Source organism: Thiobacillus denitrificans (genome assembly GCF_001530125.1).
GTDB lineage: Bacteria > Pseudomonadota > Gammaproteobacteria > Burkholderiales > Thiobacillaceae > Thiobacillus > Thiobacillus denitrificans_C.
This window is the reverse complement of sequence record NZ_LDUG01000001.1, coordinates 1-22,301: the sequence shown is the minus strand read 5'-3', so window position 1 is coordinate 22,301 and position 22,301 is coordinate 1. Positions and strand designations below refer to the sequence as shown.

The following is a 22,301-nucleotide window of genomic DNA, read 5'->3' as shown; positions in this document are numbered from 1 at the left end:
GTGCAGTCCAGCACGGCGCAGTCGGCCCCAGAAACTGAAGCGCGCCAAGACGCCAATTCCCGGCTCGGCGTCGAAATACGCTCCGTGAACAGTCGTTTTCTTGACCTGGCTTTTCGCCTGCCCGATGAATTGCGGCAAACGGAACCCGCCCTGCGGGAATTGCTGGTCGGCAAGCTCAAGCGAGGCAAGGTCGAAGTGCGCGTCTCGCTTGAAAGCGTATCGGCCAGCAGCCTGCGCGCGCCATCGCCTGCGACCCTGCAGCGCCTGGGATCCCTGGAAGACAGCATCAAGTCATGGTTGCCGCAGGCCGCTGCGCTCAGCGTGGCCGATATTCTCAGACTCGCGACCAACGAAGACAAAAAGCCGCACGATCACAGCGAAGAGCTGGTCAAACTGGCCAAAATGGCGCTCAAAGAACTGATGTTTGCCCGCGAGCGCGAGGGCGCCCGGCTGGCGACCATGCTGCTGGACCGGACAGCGCAGCTGCGCGCACTGGCAGCGCTTGCCGTACCCATGGTTCCCAAGCTGGTTGAGCTGCAAAAAACCCGCTTTCTGGAGCGCTGGAAAGACGCCATGGCCTTGGGAAGCAGCACAGCGCTACCCGAAATAGCCCAGGATCGGGCGCTGACCGAGGCCACAGCCTTCGCCATCAGGATTGATGTGGCCGAGGAAATAACCCGCCTGTCCTCGCACCTCGACGAGATTGACCGCCTGCTCGCCAGCGGCGGTGAGTTGGGCAAGCGCCTCGATTTCCTGATCCAGGAGCTGCACCGCGAAGCCAATACACTGGGTTCCAAATCTGCATCCCTTGAACTGACGCACATTTCCGTGGACATGAAAGTGCTGATTGAGCAAATTCGCGAGCAGGTGCAAAATTTGGAGTAAGGTTCTTGGACAGCACACAAATAACCATCCCCCGGCAAAGCCGGGGGTATTCAAATTGTGAGCCGCTCAAAGCGGCTAAACGGGGTCGCTAACGCGGCCCCAACTCTTGGCGCCACCGAAACGGTGGCAACTTATCTCCACAGCCCAAGCTGTTCCAACCTCTCGTCCTCTTTCTCCTGGTTTTGGATGTAGTTGCGGATCACCGCCTCATCTCGACCTACGGTCGACACAAAGTACCCACGAGCCCAGAAGCTTTGCCCTGCAAAATTCCTCTTGCGCTCCCCATACACCCTGGCCAAGTGAATCGCACTTTTCCCCTTGATGTAGCCCACCACGTTGCACACCGCGTATTTCGGCGGTATCGCGATCATCATGTGGACGTGATCGGCCATCAAATGACCCTCTTCAATCCGGCTCTCCTTGTGCTGCGCCAGCGTGCGAAATACCTCTCCAAGATGCACCCGCAACTGCCCGTACAGCACCTTTCTTCGACCCTTCGGTATAAACACAACGTGGTACTTGCAGTCCCATTTCGTGTGGTTTAGGCTCTCTATGTTGTCCATCCAGTTTCTCCTTTCGTTTGCTTGGCGGCTCACGATTGGTAGTTTCTGCGATGGACACCCATACCGACGCAAATGTCAAACTTCTACTGTCTCCCCGGCAAAGCCGGGGGATTACCTATTGAATTTACCTGCTTTCGTCCAGCCGCAGATTCAACCGGAAAGGCGGCGCCACATAATCTGCCGGCAGGCTTTCCGCCGGCATGGCGATCGCCTGTCCATCGCGCACCGCGGCGTAATGCGGCGAGAGGATTTCGACTCCGGCGGCATGGAAGCGGTCCTGGATATGCTGGTGCAGTTCCGAATAAATCGATGCCTGCTGCCGCGAGGCCCGCGTCATGGCGTTGATCTGGTAGGAGACGTAGAAATCGTCGAGGCTGGTTTGCAGCACGTAGGGCGCCGGCTCCGCGAGGATCAGCTTGGTATCTTGCGCCGCCGCGATCAGCAGTTCATGCACCTGGCGCCAGGGCACGTCGTAGCCGATGGTGACCTTGCTGTGCAGGACCAGGCCCTGCTCTTCGGCGACCGCGCTGTAGTTGATCATGTGATTGCCCAGCAGCACCGCGTTGGGAATGACGATGTCCACGTTCTTGATGGTGCGCACCCGGGTCGCGATCAGGGTGTGGTTGATCACATCGCCCTCGCTGTCGTTGACCCGGATGCGGTCGCCGACGCGGAAGGCCCGCGTGTAGGTCAGCACGATGCCGGCAACGATGTTGGCGACGGCCGAACCGGAACCCAGCGACAGCAGCGCGCCGAGAAAGATCGAGATACCCTGGAAGCCCGGCGATCCCGCCCCGGGCAAATAGGGAAAGATCACCACGGCGGTGAAGACGATGATGACGAAGCGGGCGATCTTGAACGTGGTGTCCGCCCATTCTGGATGAAACCCCTTGAAGCGCAGCGTTCCTGCGCCGAGGGCGTCGAAGACAAAACGGACAAAACGTGTGAGCACGACCATCAGGCCGATCACCAGCACAATGACGCCGACGTTCGGCAGATAGTCCAGCAAGGCCCCGCCAACGACGCCCAGCGGCACCAGCAGGGTGCCGATCAGCAGCGCGGCCCAGGCGCGGGTGGCGGGAAAGAAACTGAATACCAGCGAAAGGTGGAAATAGAGCGCCAGCAGGGCCAGGCCCAGGGCCAGCAGCGTCGTTGCGCGCAACAACAGCGCCGCCATGCGCTCGGCTGAGACCAGTTCGGCGTTTTGCAGGTTCAGCGCCAGGCGGCCGGCGCTGCGCCGCGCCTCGATATGGCCGCGCGCACGGCGTACCGCGGCACGCAGGCCGTACAGGAACAGTCCGAGCGCGACCGTTGCCGCCGTGGTGTAAAGCCAGCTCTGGCGCAGGTATTGCGTCGAACGTTCTGTCTGTGCCCTGACCAGCGTTTCCTCCAGGCGCTGGGCATAAACGGCGGCCAGTTCATCGCGTACTTGTCCTGCCGCCGCGGCATCGGCGGCCGTGACCGCCATGATGACCGCCTCGCCGCTGCTGATTTCACTGACGGACTCGTAGGGGCTGACCGCGATCCGCACCGGTTCCGCCTGCCCGGCAAGAACCTCCAGACGCTCGGCGATGGCCGTAGCCCGCTGGGCGGGCGTGAAGGCGCCGAACGGCGCGCGGATCTCGAACAGGGTCTCGCCTTGGAACATGACCGGCGCGGCCGGAACTTGCGCCTGACCGGCGGTGGCGAGAAACAGGGCGGCCAGGCCGCCAAGAAATGCGATGAGACGTTCAGACATGGGAATGTTCCTGTGAAGTTTTGGCCGCCGTGGCGACGGCGGTTTCGGCCGGCTTGTCGCTGAAGGCCCACCCCCTGCGCGCCGCGGCGAGGCTGTGCAGCGGCGGCGTCATGCGCTTCTCCAGGCATCGGCCAGGCTGGGGGGTTCGCCGCCATTGACACGGTCGCGGACGGCGATGATGCAGTCCTTCGCAACGAAGAAAGCCGTCACCACCCTGGCATCGAAATGGCGGCCCGATGCATCGCCCAGCATGGCCAGTGCCTGCTCGGCGGAAAAGGCCGGCCGGTAGCAGCGCGCCATCGTCAGGGCATCGAAAAAGTCGGCCACCGCCACGATGCGCCCGGACAGGGGGATCGCCTCTCCCGCCATCCCGCCGGAGTAACCGCTGCCGTCCCAGCGTTCGTGGTGAGCCAGCGCGACTTCGGCCGCCAGTTGGAACAGCGGATTGTCGGCGTCGGCCAACAGGGCCCAGCCGAGTTCAGGGTGGCGATTCATGACCTCGCGTTCCTTCAGAATGCTGTCCGGGATGCCCAGCTTGCCGATGTCGTGCATGCGGCTGGCGTAAAACAGCCGCTCCGACCAGTCGGCCGGACAGTCCAGCGCCAGCGCGATCAGGGCCGAGGTGTACCCCATGCGCACGATATGCACGCCGGTGTCGTCATCCTTCAGCTCCGCCGCGGCCGCGAGCCGCAGCAGCGCGTCACGCCGGCTACGGCGCGCTGCCTCCAAAGCCTGGTCGCGCTCGGTCATCAGGCGATGGATGTCGGCGGAAAAACGCTCAAGTTGGCGGTCGATAGCCGCGTGACTCGCCGAGGCCAGGGGAACACTCATGCTGGAACTCTTATTGTTTCATAATTATCATATTTGCATATTGTATCATTTTTAAAAAATGATACAAATGAAACAAGAAGTCGCCGGTCGCCCCGAGACATTGCGCTTGTCTATGTCGATTTACGCCACAGAAGGCAATGTCTTCTGCCGCGGCACCCCCCCAATTCAGGCAGGCGTAGTGCTTGCATCCACGGCCGGCAGCCACAGTATCACCGTGGCACCTTCGCCGGGACGACTCTCGACCTGGAGTTCGCCGCGATGGATTTCGAGAATCTCCTTGACCAGCGACAGCCCCAGTCCGGCGCCGGGGATATCGCCGGCGTTGTCGGCGCGGTAGAAGCGTTCGCCGATCCGCGCGGTAGCGTCGGCATTCATGCCGATGCCGTGGTCGGTCACCGCGATGCCGACTTGCGGCCCGCCCGCCCCTTGCCGTGTCAAAGTGGCGAGTTCGATCGCGCCGCCGTCCGGTGAATATTTGTAGGCGTTGGCGAGCAGGTTGAGCAGAGCCTGCTCCAGCTTGTCGGCATCCACCATCACCGGCGGCAGGCTGCCGGCGAGCCTGAGGGTGACCTTGCGCGGATCGCCGGGCACCATCAGGTGGCGCACGGTGGCGTCGATGATGGGCAGCAGCGCCTGTGCGCGGATGTTGAAGTCCTTGCCGGCACGCACTTCGATGCGGGCCAGGTCGAGCAGTTCATTAACCAGTCCCACCAGGTTGGATGACTGACGATGGATGGTTTCCACCAAATCGCGCCGGGTTTCGGCGTCGTAGTCCTGGCTCATCAGGAGTTCGGAGAAACCGAGAATGCTGGCCAGCGGCGTGCGCAGTTCGTGCGCGGCGGTGGCGAGGAACTCGCTCTTCATGCGGTGGAGTTCCATTTCGCTGCTGATGTCGCGAAAATACAGCACGCGCCCCAGAGGGCGCCCACCCTCGCCCTGAATGCGGCGCACCGACCGCTTGAGGACGGCCGCACGGGGCCGCGCCAGATGGAGTACATCACTGGCGCCATCGGGCATGGCGGCCATCGGCGCCAGCGCATGCCCAGGTTCGCAGAGCGCCGCCAGGCGACGGTCCAGCTCGTCCTCGCTGGCGCCTTGCAGCGTGTCGATGGCCAGACCGGTCAGGGCAAGAAAGGCCGGGTTGGCATAGGTAAGCCGCCCGCCTTCGTCCTGGACGACGAAGCCATCGGGACTCAGGGTGAAAATCGCCTGCATCTCGCTGCTGAAGCGCTGCAGTTGTTCCCGCGCCCGGCGTTGTTCGCTCACATCGCTGAAGATGCCGAGAAAGCCGGCAGGGCTGCCGGACTCGTCGCGCAGGGCGCTCACCGAAAGCCGTACCGGCACACGGCTGCCATCCTTGCGGATATACGTCCACTCACGCTCGTAGGCCCCGGTGGCGATATGCTGCGCAAAGGTTTCCGCCCCCGGTGCGACGGGCCGCCCCAGTTCGGCGGACACCGCCGCCGCATCCGCCGCCAGTTCGTCCGGATCATGGAACAGCAGCGAGGGCACCTGCTGGCCGACGACTTCCCCGGCACGGTAGCCGAGAATGCCTTCGGCCGCTGCATTGAAAGCACGGATCACGCCCTCGGCATCGGTGGAAATGATGCCGTAGCTGGCACTGGAGAGAATCGCACTTTGCAGCGACAGGGTTTCCTGCAGCCGGCGTTCCACCGCCTTGCGCGCGCTGATGTCGCGCACGATGCCGTTGAAGTGGCGCCGCCCGCCGATGCTCTCTTCGGCCACTGCCAGATCCATCGGAAAGGTACTGCCGTCCTTGCGCCGCCCCGTCACCTCGCGGCCGATGCCGATCATGCCGGCGTGCCCGGTGCGCAGGTAGTTGGCGAGATAGCCATCGTGGGCGGAGCGGTCGGGCTCGGGCATCAGCAGGCTGACGTTGCGGCCGATCACTTCCCCCGGGGTGTAACCGAAGATGCGCTCGGCGGCGGGGTTGAAGGCGTCGATGCGGCCGCGCTCGTCAATGGTGATGATGCCGTCCACCACCGTCTCGAAAATGGCCTTGTAGCGCGTGCGGCTCTCGGCCAGCAACATGTCGGCCTGGCCGGGAGACGTCGCTTCAGTTGCGGTGCGAGACGTCATGACAAACAGGCCTGATCAGGCCGCCAGCTTGGCGCGCACCAGCCGCTCCAGTTCTGAGAAGGGCACGGGTTTGGTCATCACTTTCACGTCCTCCGGCAGGCCGCCCCGGTCGGCGATTTCCGCCTGGCCCAGCGCCGTGACCGCCACGATTTCCATGTCCTTGTAATCGGCGCTGGCGCGCAAGGACCGGATCATGCGAAAGCCGTCCATGCCGGGCATGTTGAGATCGGAAATCAGCAGTTGCGGCTGCGTTTCGCCGATGCGCACCAGCCCCTCGAAGCCGTTAATTGCCGTCACCAGACGCAGCGGCAGCTTCCATGAGCTCACCTGCAAACGATAAAGTTTGAGCAGGTCGGGATCATCTTCCACCACCACCAGCGTGAACGGCGGCGCAGCGTCAGCCGGCGCTTGCGCACCACCCAGCGCTGCGCGCCGCTGCTTGAGGATCTCGTCAACCGACGTGACCTGTATGCGCCGGTGTCCCCCGGCCGTTTTCCAGGCCCGCAACACGCCGCTCTCCACCCACAACTGCACTGTGCGCAGGGATACGCCCAGTCGTTGCGCGGCTTCCCGCGTCGTACACAAATCGCTTTCCATGATGACCTTGAATACTTTTCTAATTGTGCATTATTACAACATTTATCGATTTACAAAACACCTCTCGCAAAAATTAAGTTGCAATTTTGATACTAATGATAAATATAATACCTTCATTAAAATCGACGTTCAGCCCACTTTTCATTACCCAGGAACCCGCCCATGAAATCGCTAATAGCCATCCTCGTCGCCGCGATGACGGTGATCGCCGCCCCTCACGCCTGGGCGGCCCCCGAACCGGAGCCCTTGAGCATCAAGCTGACGGTGCACAAAGTCGTGATCGTCGACGGCCGGGAACAGCAGTTGCCGGCCGACGCCGCGAAGCCCGGCGACCTGCTCGAATACCGCGCCGAGTACCGCAACACCGGCAAGACGCCGACCACCCAGGTCAAGGCCACGATACCGGTGCCGGCCCAGGGTCTCGAATACCTCCCCGGCAGCGCATCGCCGCCGGCCGTCAGTGCCAGCGTGGATGGCCGGCACTTCGCGCCGGCACCGCTCACACGGAGCGTGACGCTGCCCGACGGTCGCCGTGAAACACGGCCGGTGCCGCTCGCCGAGTACCGCTATCTGCAATGGAATCTGGGCGAACTGGCACCCGGTGCCAGCGCCGTGGTCAAGGCGCGCATGACAGTGACGCAAACCCTTGCCGCCAGCCCACGCACGATGCAACAGGGGGGTGCGCAATGACAACCGTGACAACCGCCCGCGCAAGCATCGCCGTGGCTCGCCATAAATCCGCCTGGCTCGCCTTCCCGTTCCTGCTGCTGGCTGCGGCGATCTGGCTGTTCGCCAGCGGCCCGGCTTGGGCCGACACCCCGGCGGCCGGCACCCGCATCGGCAACCAGGCCTCGGCCACCTATACCGACAATGCCAACGTGACCCGCACCGTCACCTCCAACACCGTCACCACCGTGGTGCAGCAGGTGGCGGCCCTGACCCTGACGGCCAACGGCGCGAAATACGTCACGCCCGGCGGCCAGGTGGCTTATCCCCACACCCTCACCAACACCGGCAACGGCGCCGACAGCTACACCCTCGCCACCGGCAACAGCGGCGACTTCAGCTTCGCCGGCGTGACCCTGTATGCCGATGCCGATGGCGACGGCGTGCCGGACAACACCACCCCCGTCACCTCGACCGGCACTCTGGCGGCCGGCGCCGAGTTCCGCTTCGTCGCGGTGGGCACGGTGCCGGCTTCGGCAACCTCGGGCGCCAGCAACGCGCTGGTGCTCACCGCCAGCAGCGTTTTCGCGGCCAGCGCCACGGCGTCGAACACCGACACCACCACGGTCACCACCAACGCCGTCATCAACGTCACCAAGGCCATGGACCAGGCCTCCGGCCCGTCGCCCTCCGGGCCCCGCACCATCACGCTGACCTACACCAACAGTGGCAACGTCGCGGCAAGCAACCTCACCCTGATGGACGTGCTGCCCGCAGGCATGCTGTATGTGCCCAACAGCGCGCGCTGGAGCGCCGCCGGTGGCACCGTGCTGAGCGATGCCGACAACACCGACAGCCAGGGCGGCATCGTCTACGACTGGAACGTCACCCAGTCCGGGCGCGTCACCGCCGTCATCGCCGCGGTGGCAGCAGGCAGCAGCGGACGCCTGAGCTTCCAGGTGAACATCGCATCCGACCTGGCATCCGGGGCCAATCCCGCCACCGCGAACACGGCGAGCTATGCCTACAACAACGGCAGCGCCGACGTGGCGCCGGGCAACACCAACACCGTGCAGTTCAGCGTCAGCCGCAGCAACGGCGTCACCCTCAGCGGCGACACCGTGGCCAGCGCCACCCAGGGCGGCACCGTGGCCTTCGCCAACGTCGTCACCAACACGGGCAACGGCACGGACAGCTTCGACATCACCGTCGGCACCAACAGCTTTCCGCCCGGCACGACTTTCGTCCTCTACCAGGCCGATGGCGCCACGCCGCTGATCGACAGCAACGGCAACGGCACGCCGGACACCGGGCCGCTGGCGGCCGGCGCCTCCACCACCGTGGTGCTCAAGGCCATCCTGCCGCCGGGGGCCACGGGCGGCCCCTACACGGTGCAGAAGACGGCCACCTCGGCGGCCGATCCGAACGTGAGCGCGACCACCACCGATACGCTGTCGGCCATCGTTGGCAACAGTGTCGACCTGACCAACAACGCGGCCGGCCCTTCCGCGCCCGGCGCCGGCGTCGGACCGGAAGGCTCGGCCGTGGTCACCAACCGCGCCGATCCGGGCAGCACCAGCCGTTTCACGCTGCACGTGAACAACACCAGCAGCGTGTCCGACAGCTTCAGCCTGGCCGCCAGCGGCGACGGCAGTTTTGCCACGCAGGCCCTGCCCGCCGGGTGGAGCGTGACCTTCCGCGACGCCAGCGGGGCGGTCATCACCGACACCGGCATCATCGACGGCGGCGGCAGCAAACTGGTCTACGCCGACGTGAAGATCCCCGCCGGCCAGGCGCCAGGCACCACGGACATTTTCTTCCGCGTCCTCTCGCCCAACTCCGGCGCCGGCGACCGCATCCACGACGCGGTGACGGTAAACACGGTGCGAGGCCTGAGCCTCACGCCCAATCACAGCGGCCAGATCCAGGCCGGCGGGTCGGTGGTCTATGCCCACACCCTCAGCAACGGCGGCAACGTCCGTGAAGGGGCAGACGCAAGCGCCAGCCAGACCGCGTTCACCGTGGCATCGAGCGGCGATGGCTTCAGCGCCGCGCTGTACTGGGACAAGAACGGCGACGGCATCCTCGACGCCGCCGACCCCCTGGTCACCAAGCTCGCCGACATCAACGGCGGCTCGGGCAGCGGCCTGGCCCCGGGCGAAACGGCCACCCTGTTCGTCAAGGTCTACGCGCCTTCCGGCGCGCCGCCCGGCGCCGGCGACAAGACCACGCTGACCGCCACCACCAGTGGCGTGATCGACGGGGTCGATGCCCCTGCCGCGGTGACGGTAGATGACAACACCACCGTCATCGCCGGCCAGGTGCGCCTGGTCAAGGAACAGGCCGTCGATGCCGCCTGCGACGGCGCGCCCGACGCGGCCTATGCCGCGACCTCGCCGGCGGACGGCGCCGCGCCGGGAAGCTGTGTGCGCTACCGCATCACCGCCACCAACGCGGGCGTCGCCGACGTGACCGACGTGACCATCAGCGATAGCACACCGGCCTACACCACCTACAGCGCGACGACGCCGGCGGCGGTATCCCAGGGCAGCGTCACCGCCCCGGCGGACGGCACGGCGGGCAAGGTGGAAGCACTCCTCGGCACCCTCACGCCGGGACAGGCCGCCACGCTGAGCTTCGGCGTTCGCATCAATCCTTAAATGGGACGGTTCCCCCGTTGCTTCGCGGCGTTCGCCTTGGCCCTGGGCGTCGCCGCCCTGTCGACGGCGGCCACGGCCGCGCCCCTGGCCGGCAGCTTCATCGAGAACCGGGCCGAAGCGAGCTGGTTCGATCCGGTCAGCGGCCTGCATGCGCGCTTCGCGTCCAATCTCGTGCGCCTCAGCGTGGCCGCCAGGGAAGCCCTGCTGCTGGAACAGGACCAGCAGCGGACCTTTCCCCCGGGCAGCGAGGCACGCTTTGTTCATCGTCTCACCAACACGGGCAATGCGGTAACCACGTACACCCTGACCCTGCGCAATGCGGCCGGCGACAGCTTCGACCTCACCGGCCTGCGCCTGGTGCGCGATGCCAACGGCAACGGTCTGGCCGATGCCGGCGAGGCGGAAGTCGACAGCCTCACCCTGGCGCCCGGCGCCGCCGCCGACCTGGTTGTGCTCGGCCAGATACCGGCCGATGCCAGCGACGATGCCAGCCTGACGCTGCATGCGCAAAGCAGCCTGCAGCGCATCGCCGCGCGCAACACCGACCGCGTCAGCGTCAGCCGCGGCGCCATCACGCGCGTGGTCAAGAGCGCCCTGACCAGCGCGCCCGAGGCCGGCGAGAAAATCCGTTACGGCCTGCTCGCCACCCATCACGGCGACGCGCAAGCACAGCCCCTGAACCTGAGCGTGGACGGGGTTGCGGCGCGCTATATCCTGCTTTCCGATGCACTGCCGGCCAACACGGCTTTCGTTTCCATGACTGGCCAGGGCGTGGCCCTCCATCACCTGAGCGGCGAAGCCGATACCGTCTGGCACACCGGCGCCCCGCTTGACGCCGGCCGGGTCGATGCCGCCGCCATCGGCCTGGCCGCCCTGTCCGCGGGCCAGAGCGCGAGCGCCACCCTCACCCTGCGCCTGCACGCCAATGCGTCCGGAACCCTCGCCAACACCGCCCGCCTGCGCGACGCCGGCGGCAGCACGGACTCCAACACCGTGAGCCAGCCCCTGCCGGCGCGCCCGGCACGCATCGTCTACTACGCCGATCCCGATTACGCCCGGCCCAAGGGCGCGGCAACGGTGGGCGAGGCATTCTTTCTCCAGGCCGATGCGGCCAGCTGCAACCGCGATCCGCTGCGCGCGGAGCGCGTGGTGATCAGCCTCAGTACCGCCATCGCCGGTGACGCCGAATCCTTCGTCGCCACCGAGACCGCGCCCAACTCCGGCATCTTTCGCATCGACAGCGATCTCTTGACCTACAGCGCCGGGGAAGATGAAGCCGTGCCGGACGACGGCCTGCTGGGCGTCGCCCAGAACGACCGCCTCATCGCGCGGCTGCCCGACTGCGGCGGCGGCGCCATGGTCGAAGCACGACTGCTGATCGACCCGTCCGGCGTGGTGTTCGACAGCCGCAGCAACCTCCCCATCGCCGGCGCCACCGTGCGCCTGATCGACGTCAGCGGCGACGGCAACGGCGGCAATGCCGGCGGGGATGCCCAGGTGTTCGAGGAGGATGGCCTGACGCCGGCCCCCGCCACGGTGGTGACCGAGTTCGATGGCCGCTACGCCTTCCCGCGCGTGGCGCCCAGCATTTACCAGCTGGTCGTGACGCCGCCCGGTGCCTATGCGTTTGAATCGCAACTGCCGCCCGCCTTGCAGCCCGGCGGGCGAGCCATCGACCTCGCCGCCTCCTACGGCCGTCCCTTTGCCGTGAATGCCGCCACCGGCACGGTGACCGCCGACATTCCGCTGGACGCACCGGCCGGGCTCGGCCTCGTGCTGAAAAAAACCGCGACGCGCGAGCGGGCCGAAATCGGCGAATTCGTCGATTACACGGTGACGGTGAAAAACTCGGCTGGCGCCAACCTGGGCGACGTCACCGTGACCGACAGCCTGCCCTTCGGCTTCGTTTTCGAGGCCGGCAGCGCGCGCCTCAACGGCATCCCAGTGGTACCGGTTACACCGACGCTCCAGATCTCAACGCTGGTATTCGACATCGGCAACCTGGCCAAGGACGCCACGGCCACGCTGCGCTACCGGCTGCGCCTGGGCCCCGGCGCCGCCCGCGGCGACGGCATCAACCGGGCGCAGGCGGCCAGCGCCCTGCCGCTGGCCTACACCAGCAACGTCGCTTCGGTGCGGGTCAAGGTGGAACAGGGCGTCTTCGGCGACCGCGGCATCATCGTCGGCACCATCGCCGCCGACTGCGCTGGCACGCCGGGTGGAGTGGGTATCGCGGGCGTGAAAATCTGGCTGGAGGACGGCCGCTGGGCCACCACCGACAGCGCCGGCCGTTACCACTTCGAAAACGTCCTGCCGCGCACCCACGTGCTCAAGCCCGATCCCCTGAGCTTGCCGGCGGGCGCGCGCTTCATCGCCCTCGATGCACGCCATGCCGGCGACGGCGCCAGCCGCTTCGCCGACGTGAAGAACGGCGAACTGCTGCGCGCCGATTTCCGTCTCGCCTGCACGCCCGAAGTCGAGGCAGCCTTGCAGGCGCGGCGTGTACTGCCGGCCGCCGCGCCAGTGCCGCCCCAACAGAAGACCCAAGCCGGCGCGGTCGATCCGACGGCGCTCGACCCAACGCCCGCGATCCTGTTCCCCGCCACGGGCGCCATCCTGCCCCAGGCCCAGACCCTGGTGCGCGTCAAAGGCCCGGCCGGCGCCGACCTGCGGCTGGAAGTCAACGGCGCCCCTGTACCGGAAACACGCATCGGCACCCGCCGCGTGGCGCAAGCGAAGGGCGTCGAAGTCCGCGACTACGTGGGGGTCGATTTGCGGCCGGGCGAGAACCGCCTGCGCCTTTCCCTGCACGACGGCTTCGGCAACCTGCGCGGTGAAATTGAGAGCACCGTGATCGCACCGGGGCCGCTGGCGAAGATCGAACTGCTGCCAGCCCGCCTCGATGCCGTGGCCGACGGCAAGACGCCGCTGCGCATCGGCATCCGCCTCATGGACGAGCGCGGCGTGGCGGTGGCGGCTCGCACGGAAGTCGTGCTGACCAGCACGGCCGGCCGCTGGCAAACCGCCGCCGCGGCCAGGGAGCTGCGCCTCTTCATCGAGGGCGGCCGTGCCGACGTCATGTTGCTGCCCCCCGACGCCGCCGGACCGGCGCTGCTCGCCGCCGCCAGCGGCACGGCGCGCGGCGCGGTCACGCTCAACTTCCTGCCGGCGCTGCGGCCGCTGGTGGCGGCAGGCGTCATCGAAGGCAGCCTGCACCTCAGCGATCTCTCCCTGGCCCGTCTCGCCCCGGCCCGCGCCGCCGACGGTTTCGAGCGCGAGCTGGAACATTTTTCGCGGCAGGACGCCGACGGCAATCTCGCCGCCGGCGCGCGCGCCGCCCTCTTCCTCAAGGGCAAGATCCGCGGCGACATGCTGCTGACGCTGGCCTACGACTCCGACAAGGAAACGCGCGAAAAAATCCAGCGCGATTTCCAGCCCGACCGCTTCTATCCGGTCTATGGCGATTCCGGCAGCCGCGGCGCCGAGGCGCGCTCGTCGGACCGGCTCTATGTCCGCATCGACAAGAACCGCTCCTGGCTGCTTTATGGCGACTACGTCACCGCGGCGACCACGCCCACATTTGCCCCCATGGGCAAGCTCGGCAGCTACCGCCGCAGCCTGACCGGCCTGCGCCACCACTACGAGGACGATGCGGTGACGGTCGACAGCTTTCTCTCGCGCGACAGCACCCGCCAGGTGGTCGAGGAATTCCCCGCCAATGGGACTTCCGGCCCCTTCCTGCTCAAACAAGGCAACCTGATTGCGGGCAGCGAGCAAGTGGAAGTGCTGGCGCGCGACAGCAACCAGCCGGCGCTGGTCATCAAGAGCCGATTGCTGGTGCCTTTTGTCGATTACGAGATCGAGCCGCTGGCCGGGCGCATCCTGCTGCACGCGCCGCTCGCCAGCGTGGATGCCGATTTCAACCGGCAGTCGCTGCGTGTCAGCTACGAGGTGGAACAAGGCGGCGACCTGTTCTGGATCGGTGGCGCCAGCGGCCGCGTCAAAGTGAACGAGACCCTCAGCCTGGGCGCGAGCATCGCCGAAGACCAGAATCCGCAGGACCGCTACCGGCTCGCCAGCGTCGATGCCATCGTCAAACTCGCCGCCGGCACCACCCTGGTGGCGGAAGCGGCGAACAGCCGCAAGGACAGCCTGGGCAGCGGCACAGGCCAGCGCGTCGAAATCCAGCACAAGGACGGCCCGCTGGAAGCCAGCCTCAGCATCGGCCGCACCGATCCGGCCTTCGACAACCCCTCCGCCCTGCTCACCCACGGACGCAGCGAGGCCAAGGCGAGAGCCAGCTGGCGCATGGACGAACGCACCCGGCTCAAGGCCGAATGGCTGCAAAGCAAGGATGCCGCGAGCGGCGGCGCGCGCGAAGGCGGCCAGTTGGCCGTGGAGCGCAGCTATGACCATAACCTGCGGCTGGAAGCCGGCGTTCGCGTCGCCCGCGAAACGGCAACGCCCGCCTTGACCGACAGCCTGGGCGCCACGCCGCTTGAAACCACCAGCCTGCGGGCCAGGGCCTCCTGGCAGCCGCCGGCACTGCCGCAAGCCAGCGTGTTCATCGAAGGCGAGCAGGACGTCAGCGATTCCGCCAAGCACCTGCTCGCCATCGGCGGCGATTACCGCACGGCATCGGGTACGCGCCTGTACGGACGGCATGAACTGGTGTCATCGATGACCGGCATCTACGGCCTGACGCCGGGCCAGCGCCACAACACCACGGTCTTTGGCCTTGACGGCCCCATGGATGGCGATGGCGACGGCGATGGCCGGGTTTTCTCCGAATACCGGGTGGCTGATGCAATTTCCGGGCGGGACGCGGAAGCTGCCCTGGGCCTGCGCAACCGCTGGCGCGTGCGCGAGGGCCTGACGCTCAACGGCAGTTTCGAACGCATCCATGCCCTGTCCCGCTCGCCGGCGCTGCTGGTGGACAACGAGGCGACGGCGCTCACCTTCGGCCTTGCTTACACCGCCAACCCGCTGTGGAAAGGCACGGCGCGGCTGGAGCTGCGCGATGCCGCCCGCGAACGCGGCCTGCTCTCCACCTTCGGCCTGGCGCGCAAGCTGGACGGCGGCTGGAGCCTGCTTGGCAAGAACACCTTCGACCAACGCCAAGGCAAGGACTCCGCCAGCGAGCGCATGCGGGAGTGGCTGCAAGTGGGCCTGGCCTATCGCGGACCCGTCGAGGGGGGATGGAACGGCCTGGGCAAATATGAACTGAAGACCGAGCGCCAGACCGACGCTTCCGGCGACAGCCTGGCCAACCGCACGGCCCATATCGTTTCGACCCACGTCCATTGGCAGGCCCGGCGCGGCCTGGATGTGAGCGGCCGGGTCGGCGCCAAATGGGTGCGGGAGAACGCGCAGGACATCGCCTCGACCCATGCCGCCGTGCTCGTCGCTGGACGCATTACCCGCGACCTCGGTGAGCGCTGGGATGCCGGGGTCATGACCAGCCTGCTCGTCGACCGCCAGGGGGGCCGGCAGTGGGGCCTGGGCGGCGAGATCGGCTATCGCGCGGCGGACAACTTGTGGCTTTCCGTCGGCTACAACGTCTTCGGCTACCGCGACAGCGACCTGGCACCCGCCGAGCCCACGGCGCGAGGGGTGTACCTCCGGCTGCGCTTCAAATTCGACGAAAACAGTCTGGCCGGACTGTCGGGGAAATGATCATGATGATGCTGCGCCGTTTGCTGATTCTCCTCTTGCTGGTTTTTTCAGCCATGCCAACCCACGCCGCCTGCACCGCCGGCGCTTGCGTCACCGCCGGGCCGCGCCTGGCGAGCATCGATTCGCAGCGGGCCAGCCTGCTCAACGCGGTGGCCGGCAGCATGACCGGCAGCGCGTTCAACCTCAGCGCCGCCGACTGGAACGGCCTGGCCCAGAGCGACGTGAAACTGGTGAGCCTGGTCGCCGCCCTGGAGCAGTACACCGGGGCCACGACGCTGGCCGAAGCGCTCGATGCGCCGATCACGCCGTCGCAGCTGGCGGCCGCCCTGTCCGCCGCCGCCCAGGCCGAGGGCGACGCGGCAGCAGCCGCCGCCTATGACCAGCTGCGCCAGGAACTGGCGGCCGTGCCGGGAACACTGCGCCTGTCCGACCTGATGACGGTCGCCGCGCCGGCCGAGTCGCTGTCGGACACCACAGTGAACGGCCTCGACCTATTCACCGGCGCGCTCCAGTTGCAAAGCAGCGGCAGCGGCGCGCCGACGCCGACCGTGGTGAGCGGCGAGGCAGCCGGCATGGGCGGCGTGGTCAACTCCATCACCGTGCAGGCGCAAACCGTGGAGCCGCCGCGCATGGTGTGCGGCCCGGCGGGCACCACCTTCCATTCCGGCGCCATGCGGCTCAAGCTGGAGGTGGACCTGGTGGATGCCCCGCTGCCGGTGGACGGCGCGACGGCAAGCCTCGGCCGCATGGAACTCTACGTTGTCGTCGGCCGCTCCGAGGGCATCATCACGGCAGTCGATGCCGTGAGCAATGCGGTGACCATCCAGGCGGCGCCGGGGGCGGGCGACGTCTATCTGGGCCGCATCGCCGACAGCGTGTTCTTCGACCCCAACCGCGCCATCGACCCGGCCACGGACCTGGACTATTCCGTCATCGGCAGCGTCGACATGAACGGCACCACCGCCAACATCGAGGCCAGGAGCTACGCCCGCGGCGAGAAACCCGCCGGCGGCACGCTTTATTTCACCGGCCCCTACCCCGAGACGCAGACCCTCGGCAGCAGTTCCGCCGCCGGTTCGGCCCTGGCCGCCGGCCTGGTCGAGAACCTCGAACTGCGCCTGAACCCGAGCCTGGGCGCCATGGACGACGTGCTGCTGCCCGCGCTGCAGACGGCCGTGTCCGACACCCTGGGACCGCTGGCGACGCAGTTGCTGATCGATCTGGTGGACCCGATGCTGGAACCCTTCGGCATCCGCTTTGGCGAGATGTCCGTGACGGTCAACGGCACCAGCCGTTCCTGCGGCATCTCGGGGTCGGTCTACGACGACGCCAACCACTCGGCCCAGCGTGACGGTGGCGAGGCCGGCATCGGCGTTGCCACCTGGGTGAAGCTGCTGCGCAACGGCAGCGTGGAACAGGTCGCCGCCGCCGATCCGGGCTCCGGCGCCTACAGCTTCGCCGCCGTGGCCCCGGCCGCCTACACCCTGGTGCTGGGTACCGAAAACGGCAGCACCGACACGACGCCCCGCGCGCCTGCCGGCTGGATCGGCACCGAAGCGCCCGATTACCTGCGCGAAGTCGTCATGGACGCGGAAGAAACGAGCGGGCAGAACTTCGGCCTCTACCAGGGATCGCGACTCGCCGGCAGCGTCTTCCGCGACCACGGCGCAAGTGCCGGCATTGCCAACAACGGCCGACGCGAAGACGATGAACCGGGCATCGCCGGCGTCACGGTCAAGGCGCTCGGCAGCGGCGGCGCCCCGCTCGACCAGGCGCTGACCGATGCCGACGGCGGCTTCGTGTTGTGGTTGCCGGCCACCGCCGGCGAGGTGACTGTGACGGAAATCAACCCCGCCGACCACGTGTCCACCGGCGCTGATGCCGGCAACACGGGCGGCAGCTATGAGCGGACCAACGACACCCTGCGCTTCACCCCCACCGCCGGCACGCGCTACAGCGGCGCCGAGTTCGGCGACGTCAAGGCCAGCCAGTTGCTGCACAGCGGCCAGGGCCATGCCGCGCCGGGGAGCGCCGTCTTCTATCCCCACGAGTTCATGGCCGGCACGCGCGGTGAGGCGGTCTTCGCCATCGCCCAGACCGAGCCCGACTGGAGCGGGGCGCTGTACCGCGACCTGGATTGCAGCGGCGCGCTCGACAGTGGCGATGCGGTCATCACCGGCCCGCTGACGGTGGCGGCCAACGAACGCGTGTGCCTGATCCTCAAGGTCTACGCCCCGGCCGGCGCAACAAGCGGCGCGCGCAACCGCAGCACCCTGTCGGCAAGCTTTTCCTTTGACGCCAGCGACCTCTCCGCCAGCCACGCGCAAATTGATGTGACCACGCTGGGCGAAGACGGTATGCTGCGTCTCACGAAGGCGGTGGACAAGGAAAATGCCTCGCCTGGCGAAATCCTCACCTACACCATCGAGTACCACAACACCGGCCCCCAGCCCCTCAGCCGCCTGACGGTGCGCGACAGCACGCCGGCCTATACCCGCTTCGCTTCCGCCGCCTGCGCGACGCTGGCGCCAGACCTGACGGCCTGCCGCATCGGCCAGCAGCCTGCGGTCAACACGCGCGGCAGCATCGAATGGATCTTCGACGGGGCACTCGCCCCGGATGCGAGAGGCACGGTGATTTTTTCTGTCACCGTGGAATAAGCTTACTGAAGTCAACTTCAGATAGACTGGAAACGGCTTCGTCCAGTGGTATTGGTGTAAGTTGACTGCCTTCGGCTGGCTGCAATCCGTCGGGCGCTCGCGCGAACAAGTCGACCATCGCCGGATAACGTTCGTCGGTCGGCTTCTGGAATCGATAGAAGATTGGTTTGCCCGGGTCGCTGGCCTGGCGAATCTCATAGCCAGCTGCGTCGACGAACTTCCAGAAGGCCACGCACAAGGCCGGCGTCAGCGCCTCGACATGCAGGACGATTCCAGGTCCTTCGTGGCGCGAAACGCAAGCCCGACCTCTTCCATGGTCAGGCTGGCGGGCGTGCCGCCGATCAAGACGTACTGGTCAGAGTAGCCCGCAAACAAACTCTGAAAAATATCCAGTTCTCTCACCATGGCAGTTGCCCTTTCAGTTCGTCCAGCGCGAGCTCGATGCGGTCGTCCGCGTTGTCGTGTGCACCGGCGACGAGTTCGGGCAACTCACGAACGCCGGCGTCTGTCGCAGCCTTCCACTCCGCAGAACTCACGGCGTACACCGGCCATTTTGGCTCGGCCAGTATCGAATAGCGCGCCAGTGCGCTTAGAACCCGTTCAAGATCTCCTGATCAGCAAGACCAAGAAAGCGAGATGGACAAACTGCAGGCTGGTGTTGAGCTTTCGCTCACAGTTCTTCCATAGGCGCCGACATTTCTCCAGCCAGGCAAACGAGCACGCCACGACCCAACGCTGGGGTATCACCGCAAAGGTGTGCAACTCATTGCGTTTGGCGATTTGCACCGCCGCGCCCAGCTTGTCCTTGACCGCTTGGGCAAAAGGCTGCCCGACGTAGCCGCCATCGGCCAGCACGCTCTGAACGTGACTCAGGTTCGCAGCGCACCGATCAATAGCCTGTAGCGCCCCCTTGCGATCCGTCACCTCAGCCCTTGTGTGGCGATGGCGTGCGGCAATCCCTGGGTATCGACTGCAATGTGACGCTTGATGCCCGAGACCTTCTTGCCTGCATCGTAGCCCTTGTGGTCAGCGCTGTCCGTGTTCTTCACGCTTTGCGCATCAACGATCAAGAAGCTCGTCATGGCGTTGCGCCCCTGTCTGGTACGGGCCGCGCCAACCTGATTTTTTAAAGCCCGCTCCAGGAGGCTGACACCATCCTGGTCGGGCTTGCTCCATTGGGCGAAGTAGGACTGCACCGTGCGCCACTTGGGGTATTCCCCGGGCAGCATGCGCCACTGGCAGCCACTTTTGAGCAGGTAGAGCACCGCGCAGAACACCTCGTACAGGTCCACCGTGCGCGGTTTGGTTTTCTTGCGCATACTTTCCAGCAAGGGCCTGATCTGTTCGAACTGCTCGCGACTGATGTCGCTCGGGTATTTCTTTTTCCTCATCCTCTAATTATCGGAAATCAGCAACCGGGCAGATCTTGAACAGGTTCTGAGCTTCAAGCACGCCGTGCAACTGTGGACCGAGTGGGTCGCGCGAGGACTTTCTGCCACGAAGGATTGCGACCGGCTGTTCACGCTGATCGCCCAATCCAGGGTCGGCCACCGGCCCGGACGCATCGAGCCGCGAATGCGAAAACGACGGCCCAAACCCCACTGTGGTGGTCAAGTTATTTCGGACACATCAATAGGATGTTGAATTGCCGATTTACGCTCAAATGCGTTGGGTGACAAGTTGCCCAGTTTGGAATGCAGCCGCGTGCAGTTGTAAAAGCCAACGATGTAGTCAGCCACATCGGTCATGGCTTCGCTGTGGTTGGCATAGTCTTTTTGCCAGACCCGCTCCATCTTCAAGTTCAGAAAGAAGCGCTCCATGACGGCGTTGTCCCAGCAGTTGCCTTTACGACTCATGCTGCCGACCAATCCGTATTTCTTTAACAACCCTTGATGCTGGGCGCTGGCGTACTGCGTTCCCCGGTCCGAATGCACCACCAGACCGGCCGCGGGATTGCGCTGCACGATAGCCATTTGCAAGGCCGTGCAGACCAGCGTTGCGGGCATCTCGGGCGCCATCGCCCAGCCCACAATCTTGCGCGAATGCAGGTCCAGCACTGCCGCCAGATACAGCCAGCCGCTGCGTGTACGAATGTAGGTGATGTCGCTGACCCAGGCCTGGTTGGGCAGCGCTTTATCAAACTGGCGGGCCAGCACGTTGGGTGACACTGGCATGGTGTGTTTGCTGTCGGTGGTGTGCACAAATTTGCGTTTCCACACCGGGCGTAGCCCGTTGGCCTGCATCAAGCTGCGCACCCTGTGGCGCCCCATCGTCACGCCGCTCATGTGCAGCGCAGTGCGCAACCTGCGACTGCCGTAGGTACGCCCACTGGCCGCGAAAGCTGCTTTCAAATGAACACTGGCAGCACACACCACTGGTGCTGTGCTGTGCCGCTTGGCTGCTGCGTAATAGCCGGAGCGGCTGACCTCAAGGGTGCGGCACGCCTGACTGACTGTGACGGCCTTCTCTTGCAAGTTTTCAATGAGCTCGTAACTCATCTGAGTTCTCGGGCAAAGAAGGCCGATGCTTTTTTTAATATCTCCACGTCGCCTCGCAGTTGCCGGTTTTCAAGTTCCAACTGCCTGATGCGTTGATGCTCCACGGTCAACGGCTTGCCAGCGCCGCTTTGGCCTTGCTGTTCCGCTTCAAATTGGCTGACCCAGCGCCTGACGGCACTTTCGCCAAGTTTCATGTCTTTACAGACTTGACTGATGCTCAAGCCTTGGATTTTCACCATTTGAGCTACCTGCAGCTTGAAGCTGATATCAAAGGCTCTTCGGGATTTTTGATTGTTCACTTCTGTCGCCATTTAGGTTTAGAAAAACCTATCGTTGTGTCTTTTTAAATTAGACCACCACAAAGTAAGTGCCATTCCGATGAAGGGACCTTTTGTTCGATCAGCCGCCTGCGTTCATAAGAGGCCAAGGCATCCGTGACGTAGACCGCGGGGTGCCCGGCCAATACCCTCACTTCGTCCAACCATGCTCGAACTTCACCAAGAGGATGTTTCTGTTCAGCACATCCCATCGCCAGCACGATAGGCTGCCCCAGCAGCTCAAGCTCGCTGAACCGAAAAGCGTCCCGCAGGAAGTACGGCAGCTCGTTTGCACGCGCCCATGGTCTCACATCGGGAGTGAAAACACCCAAGACCTCATGGAGGTAGCGTCGAACGGCGGTAGCGAGTTGCGTCAACCCGCCGATCTGGACCGATCAACTTGTGGGTACCCGCCTCGAGAAACGCTACCGCTTCGCTGCGGGGGCAAGGACGGACCGAGCACATCTTGCATCCGATTGCGAGTAGCGCCCTCTACCACGCAATGACAAAAGTCCGACTGATAAAATCGCAGTTCGTAGCCAAGTTGAAACCGCTGACTCGCAACGCCTCATGACAATTCATAACAGCCTTGCCATTTTGTGGGGTGAGGCACCGACCTTGGACGCAATATCCATGAAAATCAATGTCTTAGAGCTGATCCCGAACTTCAGGTCCAGAACATCAAGTGACACCTTGGTCGCTATTTAATTTATTGCAACAAACTACCAGTACGCATGGACTATCCCGGAAATTTATTTGTTGTCGCCGCTCCGAGTGGAGCTGGCAAATCCAGCCTGGTGAAAGCCTTGATGGAACTCGATTCACGTATTCAGCCCGCCGTTTCACACACCACCCGGCCACCGCGCGGGCAGGAAAAGCATGGCAGGGAGTACTTTTTCCTGTCTCCGGAAGAGTTCGATGGCATGGTGCAGCGCGATGCTTTTCTGGAGTGGGCGCATGTTCACGGCCACCGATACGGCACGTCGCGCCATACCATTGAAGAGCGGGTCGCGCATGGCGCTGATGTCATTCTTGAAATTGATTTTCAGGGCGCCATTAATATCAAAAAGATTTTTGCCAATGCTGTCCTGATTTTTATTCTCCCCCCAA

Annotated in this window: 16 protein-coding genes and 1 pseudogene; 7 read left to right on the top strand and 10 right to left on the bottom strand. The window is 65.1% G+C overall.

Annotation, left to right across the window (positions count from 1 at the left end):
- Nucleotides 1–885, top strand: an 885-nt coding sequence (locus ABW22_RS00085; protein ID WP_059750725.1) for a YicC/YloC family endoribonuclease, incomplete at its 5' end; no start/stop codon positions are given.
- A 131-nt stretch (nucleotides 886–1,016) separates the two neighbouring features.
- On the opposite strand, the gene tnpA is transcribed toward ABW22_RS00085, so the two are convergent.
- The 5 genes from tnpA to ABW22_RS00060 form a co-directional block, all read right to left on the bottom strand.
- Entirely contained in the window at nucleotides 1,017–1,448 is a 432-nt protein-coding gene (tnpA, locus tag ABW22_RS00080; protein ID WP_059750723.1) for an IS200/IS605 family transposase, read from the bottom strand.
- Between the two features lie 124 nt (nucleotides 1,449–1,572).
- On the bottom strand, nucleotides 1,573–3,186 hold the full coding sequence (locus ABW22_RS00075; RefSeq protein ID WP_059750722.1) for a mechanosensitive ion channel family protein: 1,614 nt from the start codon (nucleotides 3,184–3,186) through the stop codon (nucleotides 1,573–1,575).
- A 108-nt stretch (nucleotides 3,187–3,294) separates the two neighbouring features.
- Nucleotides 3,295–4,017, bottom strand: coding sequence for an HD-GYP domain-containing protein (locus tag ABW22_RS00070; RefSeq protein WP_059750720.1), 723 nt, complete (start codon nucleotides 4,015–4,017; stop codon nucleotides 3,295–3,297).
- Between the two features lie 165 nt (nucleotides 4,018–4,182).
- Nucleotides 4,183–6,117, bottom strand: a complete 1,935-nt coding sequence (locus tag ABW22_RS00065) for a PAS domain-containing sensor histidine kinase (protein ID WP_082708319.1) — start codon at nucleotides 6,115–6,117, stop codon at nucleotides 4,183–4,185.
- Nucleotides 6,118–6,132: 15 nt separating this feature from the next.
- A complete protein-coding gene (locus ABW22_RS00060) occupies nucleotides 6,133–6,714 on the bottom strand; it encodes a response regulator (RefSeq protein ID WP_059750716.1) in 582 nt (193 codons plus the stop codon).
- A gap of 162 nt (nucleotides 6,715–6,876) precedes the next feature.
- Here ABW22_RS00060 and ABW22_RS00055 point away from each other — a divergent pair, with 162 nt between their 5' ends.
- From ABW22_RS00055 to ABW22_RS00040, 4 genes are read left to right on the top strand one after another with little or no spacing between them, the layout of a single operon-like run.
- Nucleotides 6,877–7,404: a DUF11 domain-containing protein gene (locus ABW22_RS00055; RefSeq protein WP_157648477.1), complete on the top strand. Its 528-nt coding sequence runs from the start codon at nucleotides 6,877–6,879 to the stop codon at nucleotides 7,402–7,404.
- On the top strand, nucleotides 7,401–10,040 hold the full coding sequence (locus ABW22_RS00050) for a beta strand repeat-containing protein (protein WP_059750712.1): 2,640 nt from the start codon (nucleotides 7,401–7,403) through the stop codon (nucleotides 10,038–10,040). Before ABW22_RS00055 ends, ABW22_RS00050 begins: the two co-directional genes overlap by 4 nt.
- Nucleotides 10,041–15,716 (top strand): DUF11 domain-containing protein, encoded by a 5,676-nt coding sequence (locus ABW22_RS00045; RefSeq protein WP_059750710.1) that lies wholly within the window; start codon nucleotides 10,041–10,043, stop codon nucleotides 15,714–15,716.
- A gap of 2 nt (nucleotides 15,717–15,718) precedes the next feature.
- A complete protein-coding gene (locus tag ABW22_RS00040) occupies nucleotides 15,719–18,376 on the top strand; it encodes a DUF11 domain-containing protein (RefSeq protein ID WP_157648476.1) in 2,658 nt (885 codons plus the stop codon).
- On the opposite strand, the gene ABW22_RS00035 is transcribed toward ABW22_RS00040, so the two are convergent.
- From ABW22_RS00035 to ABW22_RS16560, 4 genes are all read right to left on the bottom strand, one after another.
- A complete protein-coding gene (locus tag ABW22_RS00035) occupies nucleotides 18,363–18,608 on the bottom strand; it encodes a hypothetical protein (protein WP_157648475.1) in 246 nt (81 codons plus the stop codon). The two genes, ABW22_RS00040 and ABW22_RS00035, sit on opposite strands and share 14 nt — an antisense overlap.
- 14 nt (nucleotides 18,609–18,622) lie before the next feature.
- Nucleotides 18,623–18,781 carry a hypothetical protein gene (locus ABW22_RS17095; protein WP_157648474.1) on the bottom strand — a complete coding sequence of 53 codons (159 nt, stop codon included), beginning with the start codon at nucleotides 18,779–18,781 and terminating at the stop codon, nucleotides 18,623–18,625.
- Entirely contained in the window at nucleotides 18,775–18,912 is a 138-nt protein-coding gene (locus ABW22_RS17090) for a hypothetical protein (protein WP_202813881.1), read from the bottom strand. Before ABW22_RS17090 ends, ABW22_RS17095 begins: the two co-directional genes overlap by 7 nt.
- A 64-nt stretch (nucleotides 18,913–18,976) precedes the next feature.
- A protein-coding gene (locus tag ABW22_RS16560; protein WP_088178732.1) for an IS5 family transposase occupies nucleotides 18,977–19,767 on the bottom strand; the annotation gives its coding sequence in 2 pieces (ribosomal slippage) (nucleotides 18,977–19,314 and nucleotides 19,314–19,767; 792 coding nt in all).
- Between the two features lie 46 nt (nucleotides 19,768–19,813).
- On the opposite strand from ABW22_RS16560, the pseudogene ABW22_RS16555 reads away from it, so the two are divergent.
- Nucleotides 19,814–19,978 (top strand): annotated as a pseudogene (locus ABW22_RS16555) (IS4 family transposase); the annotation flags it as partial.
- A gap of 8 nt (nucleotides 19,979–19,986) precedes the next feature.
- Here ABW22_RS16555 and ABW22_RS00020 read toward each other — a convergent pair.
- Nucleotides 19,987–21,185, bottom strand: a protein-coding gene (locus ABW22_RS00020) for an IS3 family transposase (protein WP_202813880.1) whose coding sequence is annotated in 2 segments (ribosomal slippage) — nucleotides 19,987–20,900 and nucleotides 20,900–21,185 — 1,200 coding nt in all. Because the reading frame shifts where the segments join, the coding sequence is not laid out codon by codon here.
- A gap of 740 nt (nucleotides 21,186–21,925) precedes the next feature.
- Here ABW22_RS00020 and ABW22_RS16550 point away from each other — a divergent pair.
- A partial coding sequence (locus tag ABW22_RS16550; RefSeq protein ID WP_162264462.1) for a guanylate kinase occupies nucleotides 21,926–22,301 on the top strand: 376 nt, incomplete at its 3' end.

Coding starts and splice junctions, on each gene's coding strand:
- tnpA (WP_059750723.1), bottom strand. CDS start 1,448: ATGGACAACATAGAGAGCCTAAACCACACGAAATGGGACTGCAAGTAC.
- ABW22_RS00075 (WP_059750722.1), bottom strand. CDS start 3,186: ATGTCTGAACGTCTCATCGCATTTCTTGGCGGCCTGGCCGCCCTGTTT.
- ABW22_RS00070 (WP_059750720.1), bottom strand. CDS start 4,017: ATGAGTGTTCCCCTGGCCTCGGCGAGTCACGCGGCTATCGACCGCCAA.
- ABW22_RS00065 (WP_082708319.1), bottom strand. CDS start 6,117: ATGACGTCTCGCACCGCAACTGAAGCGACGTCTCCCGGCCAGGCCGAC.
- ABW22_RS00060 (WP_059750716.1), bottom strand. CDS start 6,714: ATGGAAAGCGATTTGTGTACGACGCGGGAAGCCGCGCAACGACTGGGC.
- ABW22_RS00055 (WP_157648477.1), top strand. CDS start 6,877: ATGAAATCGCTAATAGCCATCCTCGTCGCCGCGATGACGGTGATCGCC.
- ABW22_RS00050 (WP_059750712.1), top strand. CDS start 7,401: ATGACAACCGTGACAACCGCCCGCGCAAGCATCGCCGTGGCTCGCCAT.
- ABW22_RS00045 (WP_059750710.1), top strand. CDS start 10,041: ATGGGACGGTTCCCCCGTTGCTTCGCGGCGTTCGCCTTGGCCCTGGGC.
- ABW22_RS00040 (WP_157648476.1), top strand. CDS start 15,719: ATGATGATGCTGCGCCGTTTGCTGATTCTCCTCTTGCTGGTTTTTTCA.
- ABW22_RS17095 (WP_157648474.1), bottom strand. CDS start 18,781: ATGGTGAGAGAACTGGATATTTTTCAGAGTTTGTTTGCGGGCTACTCT.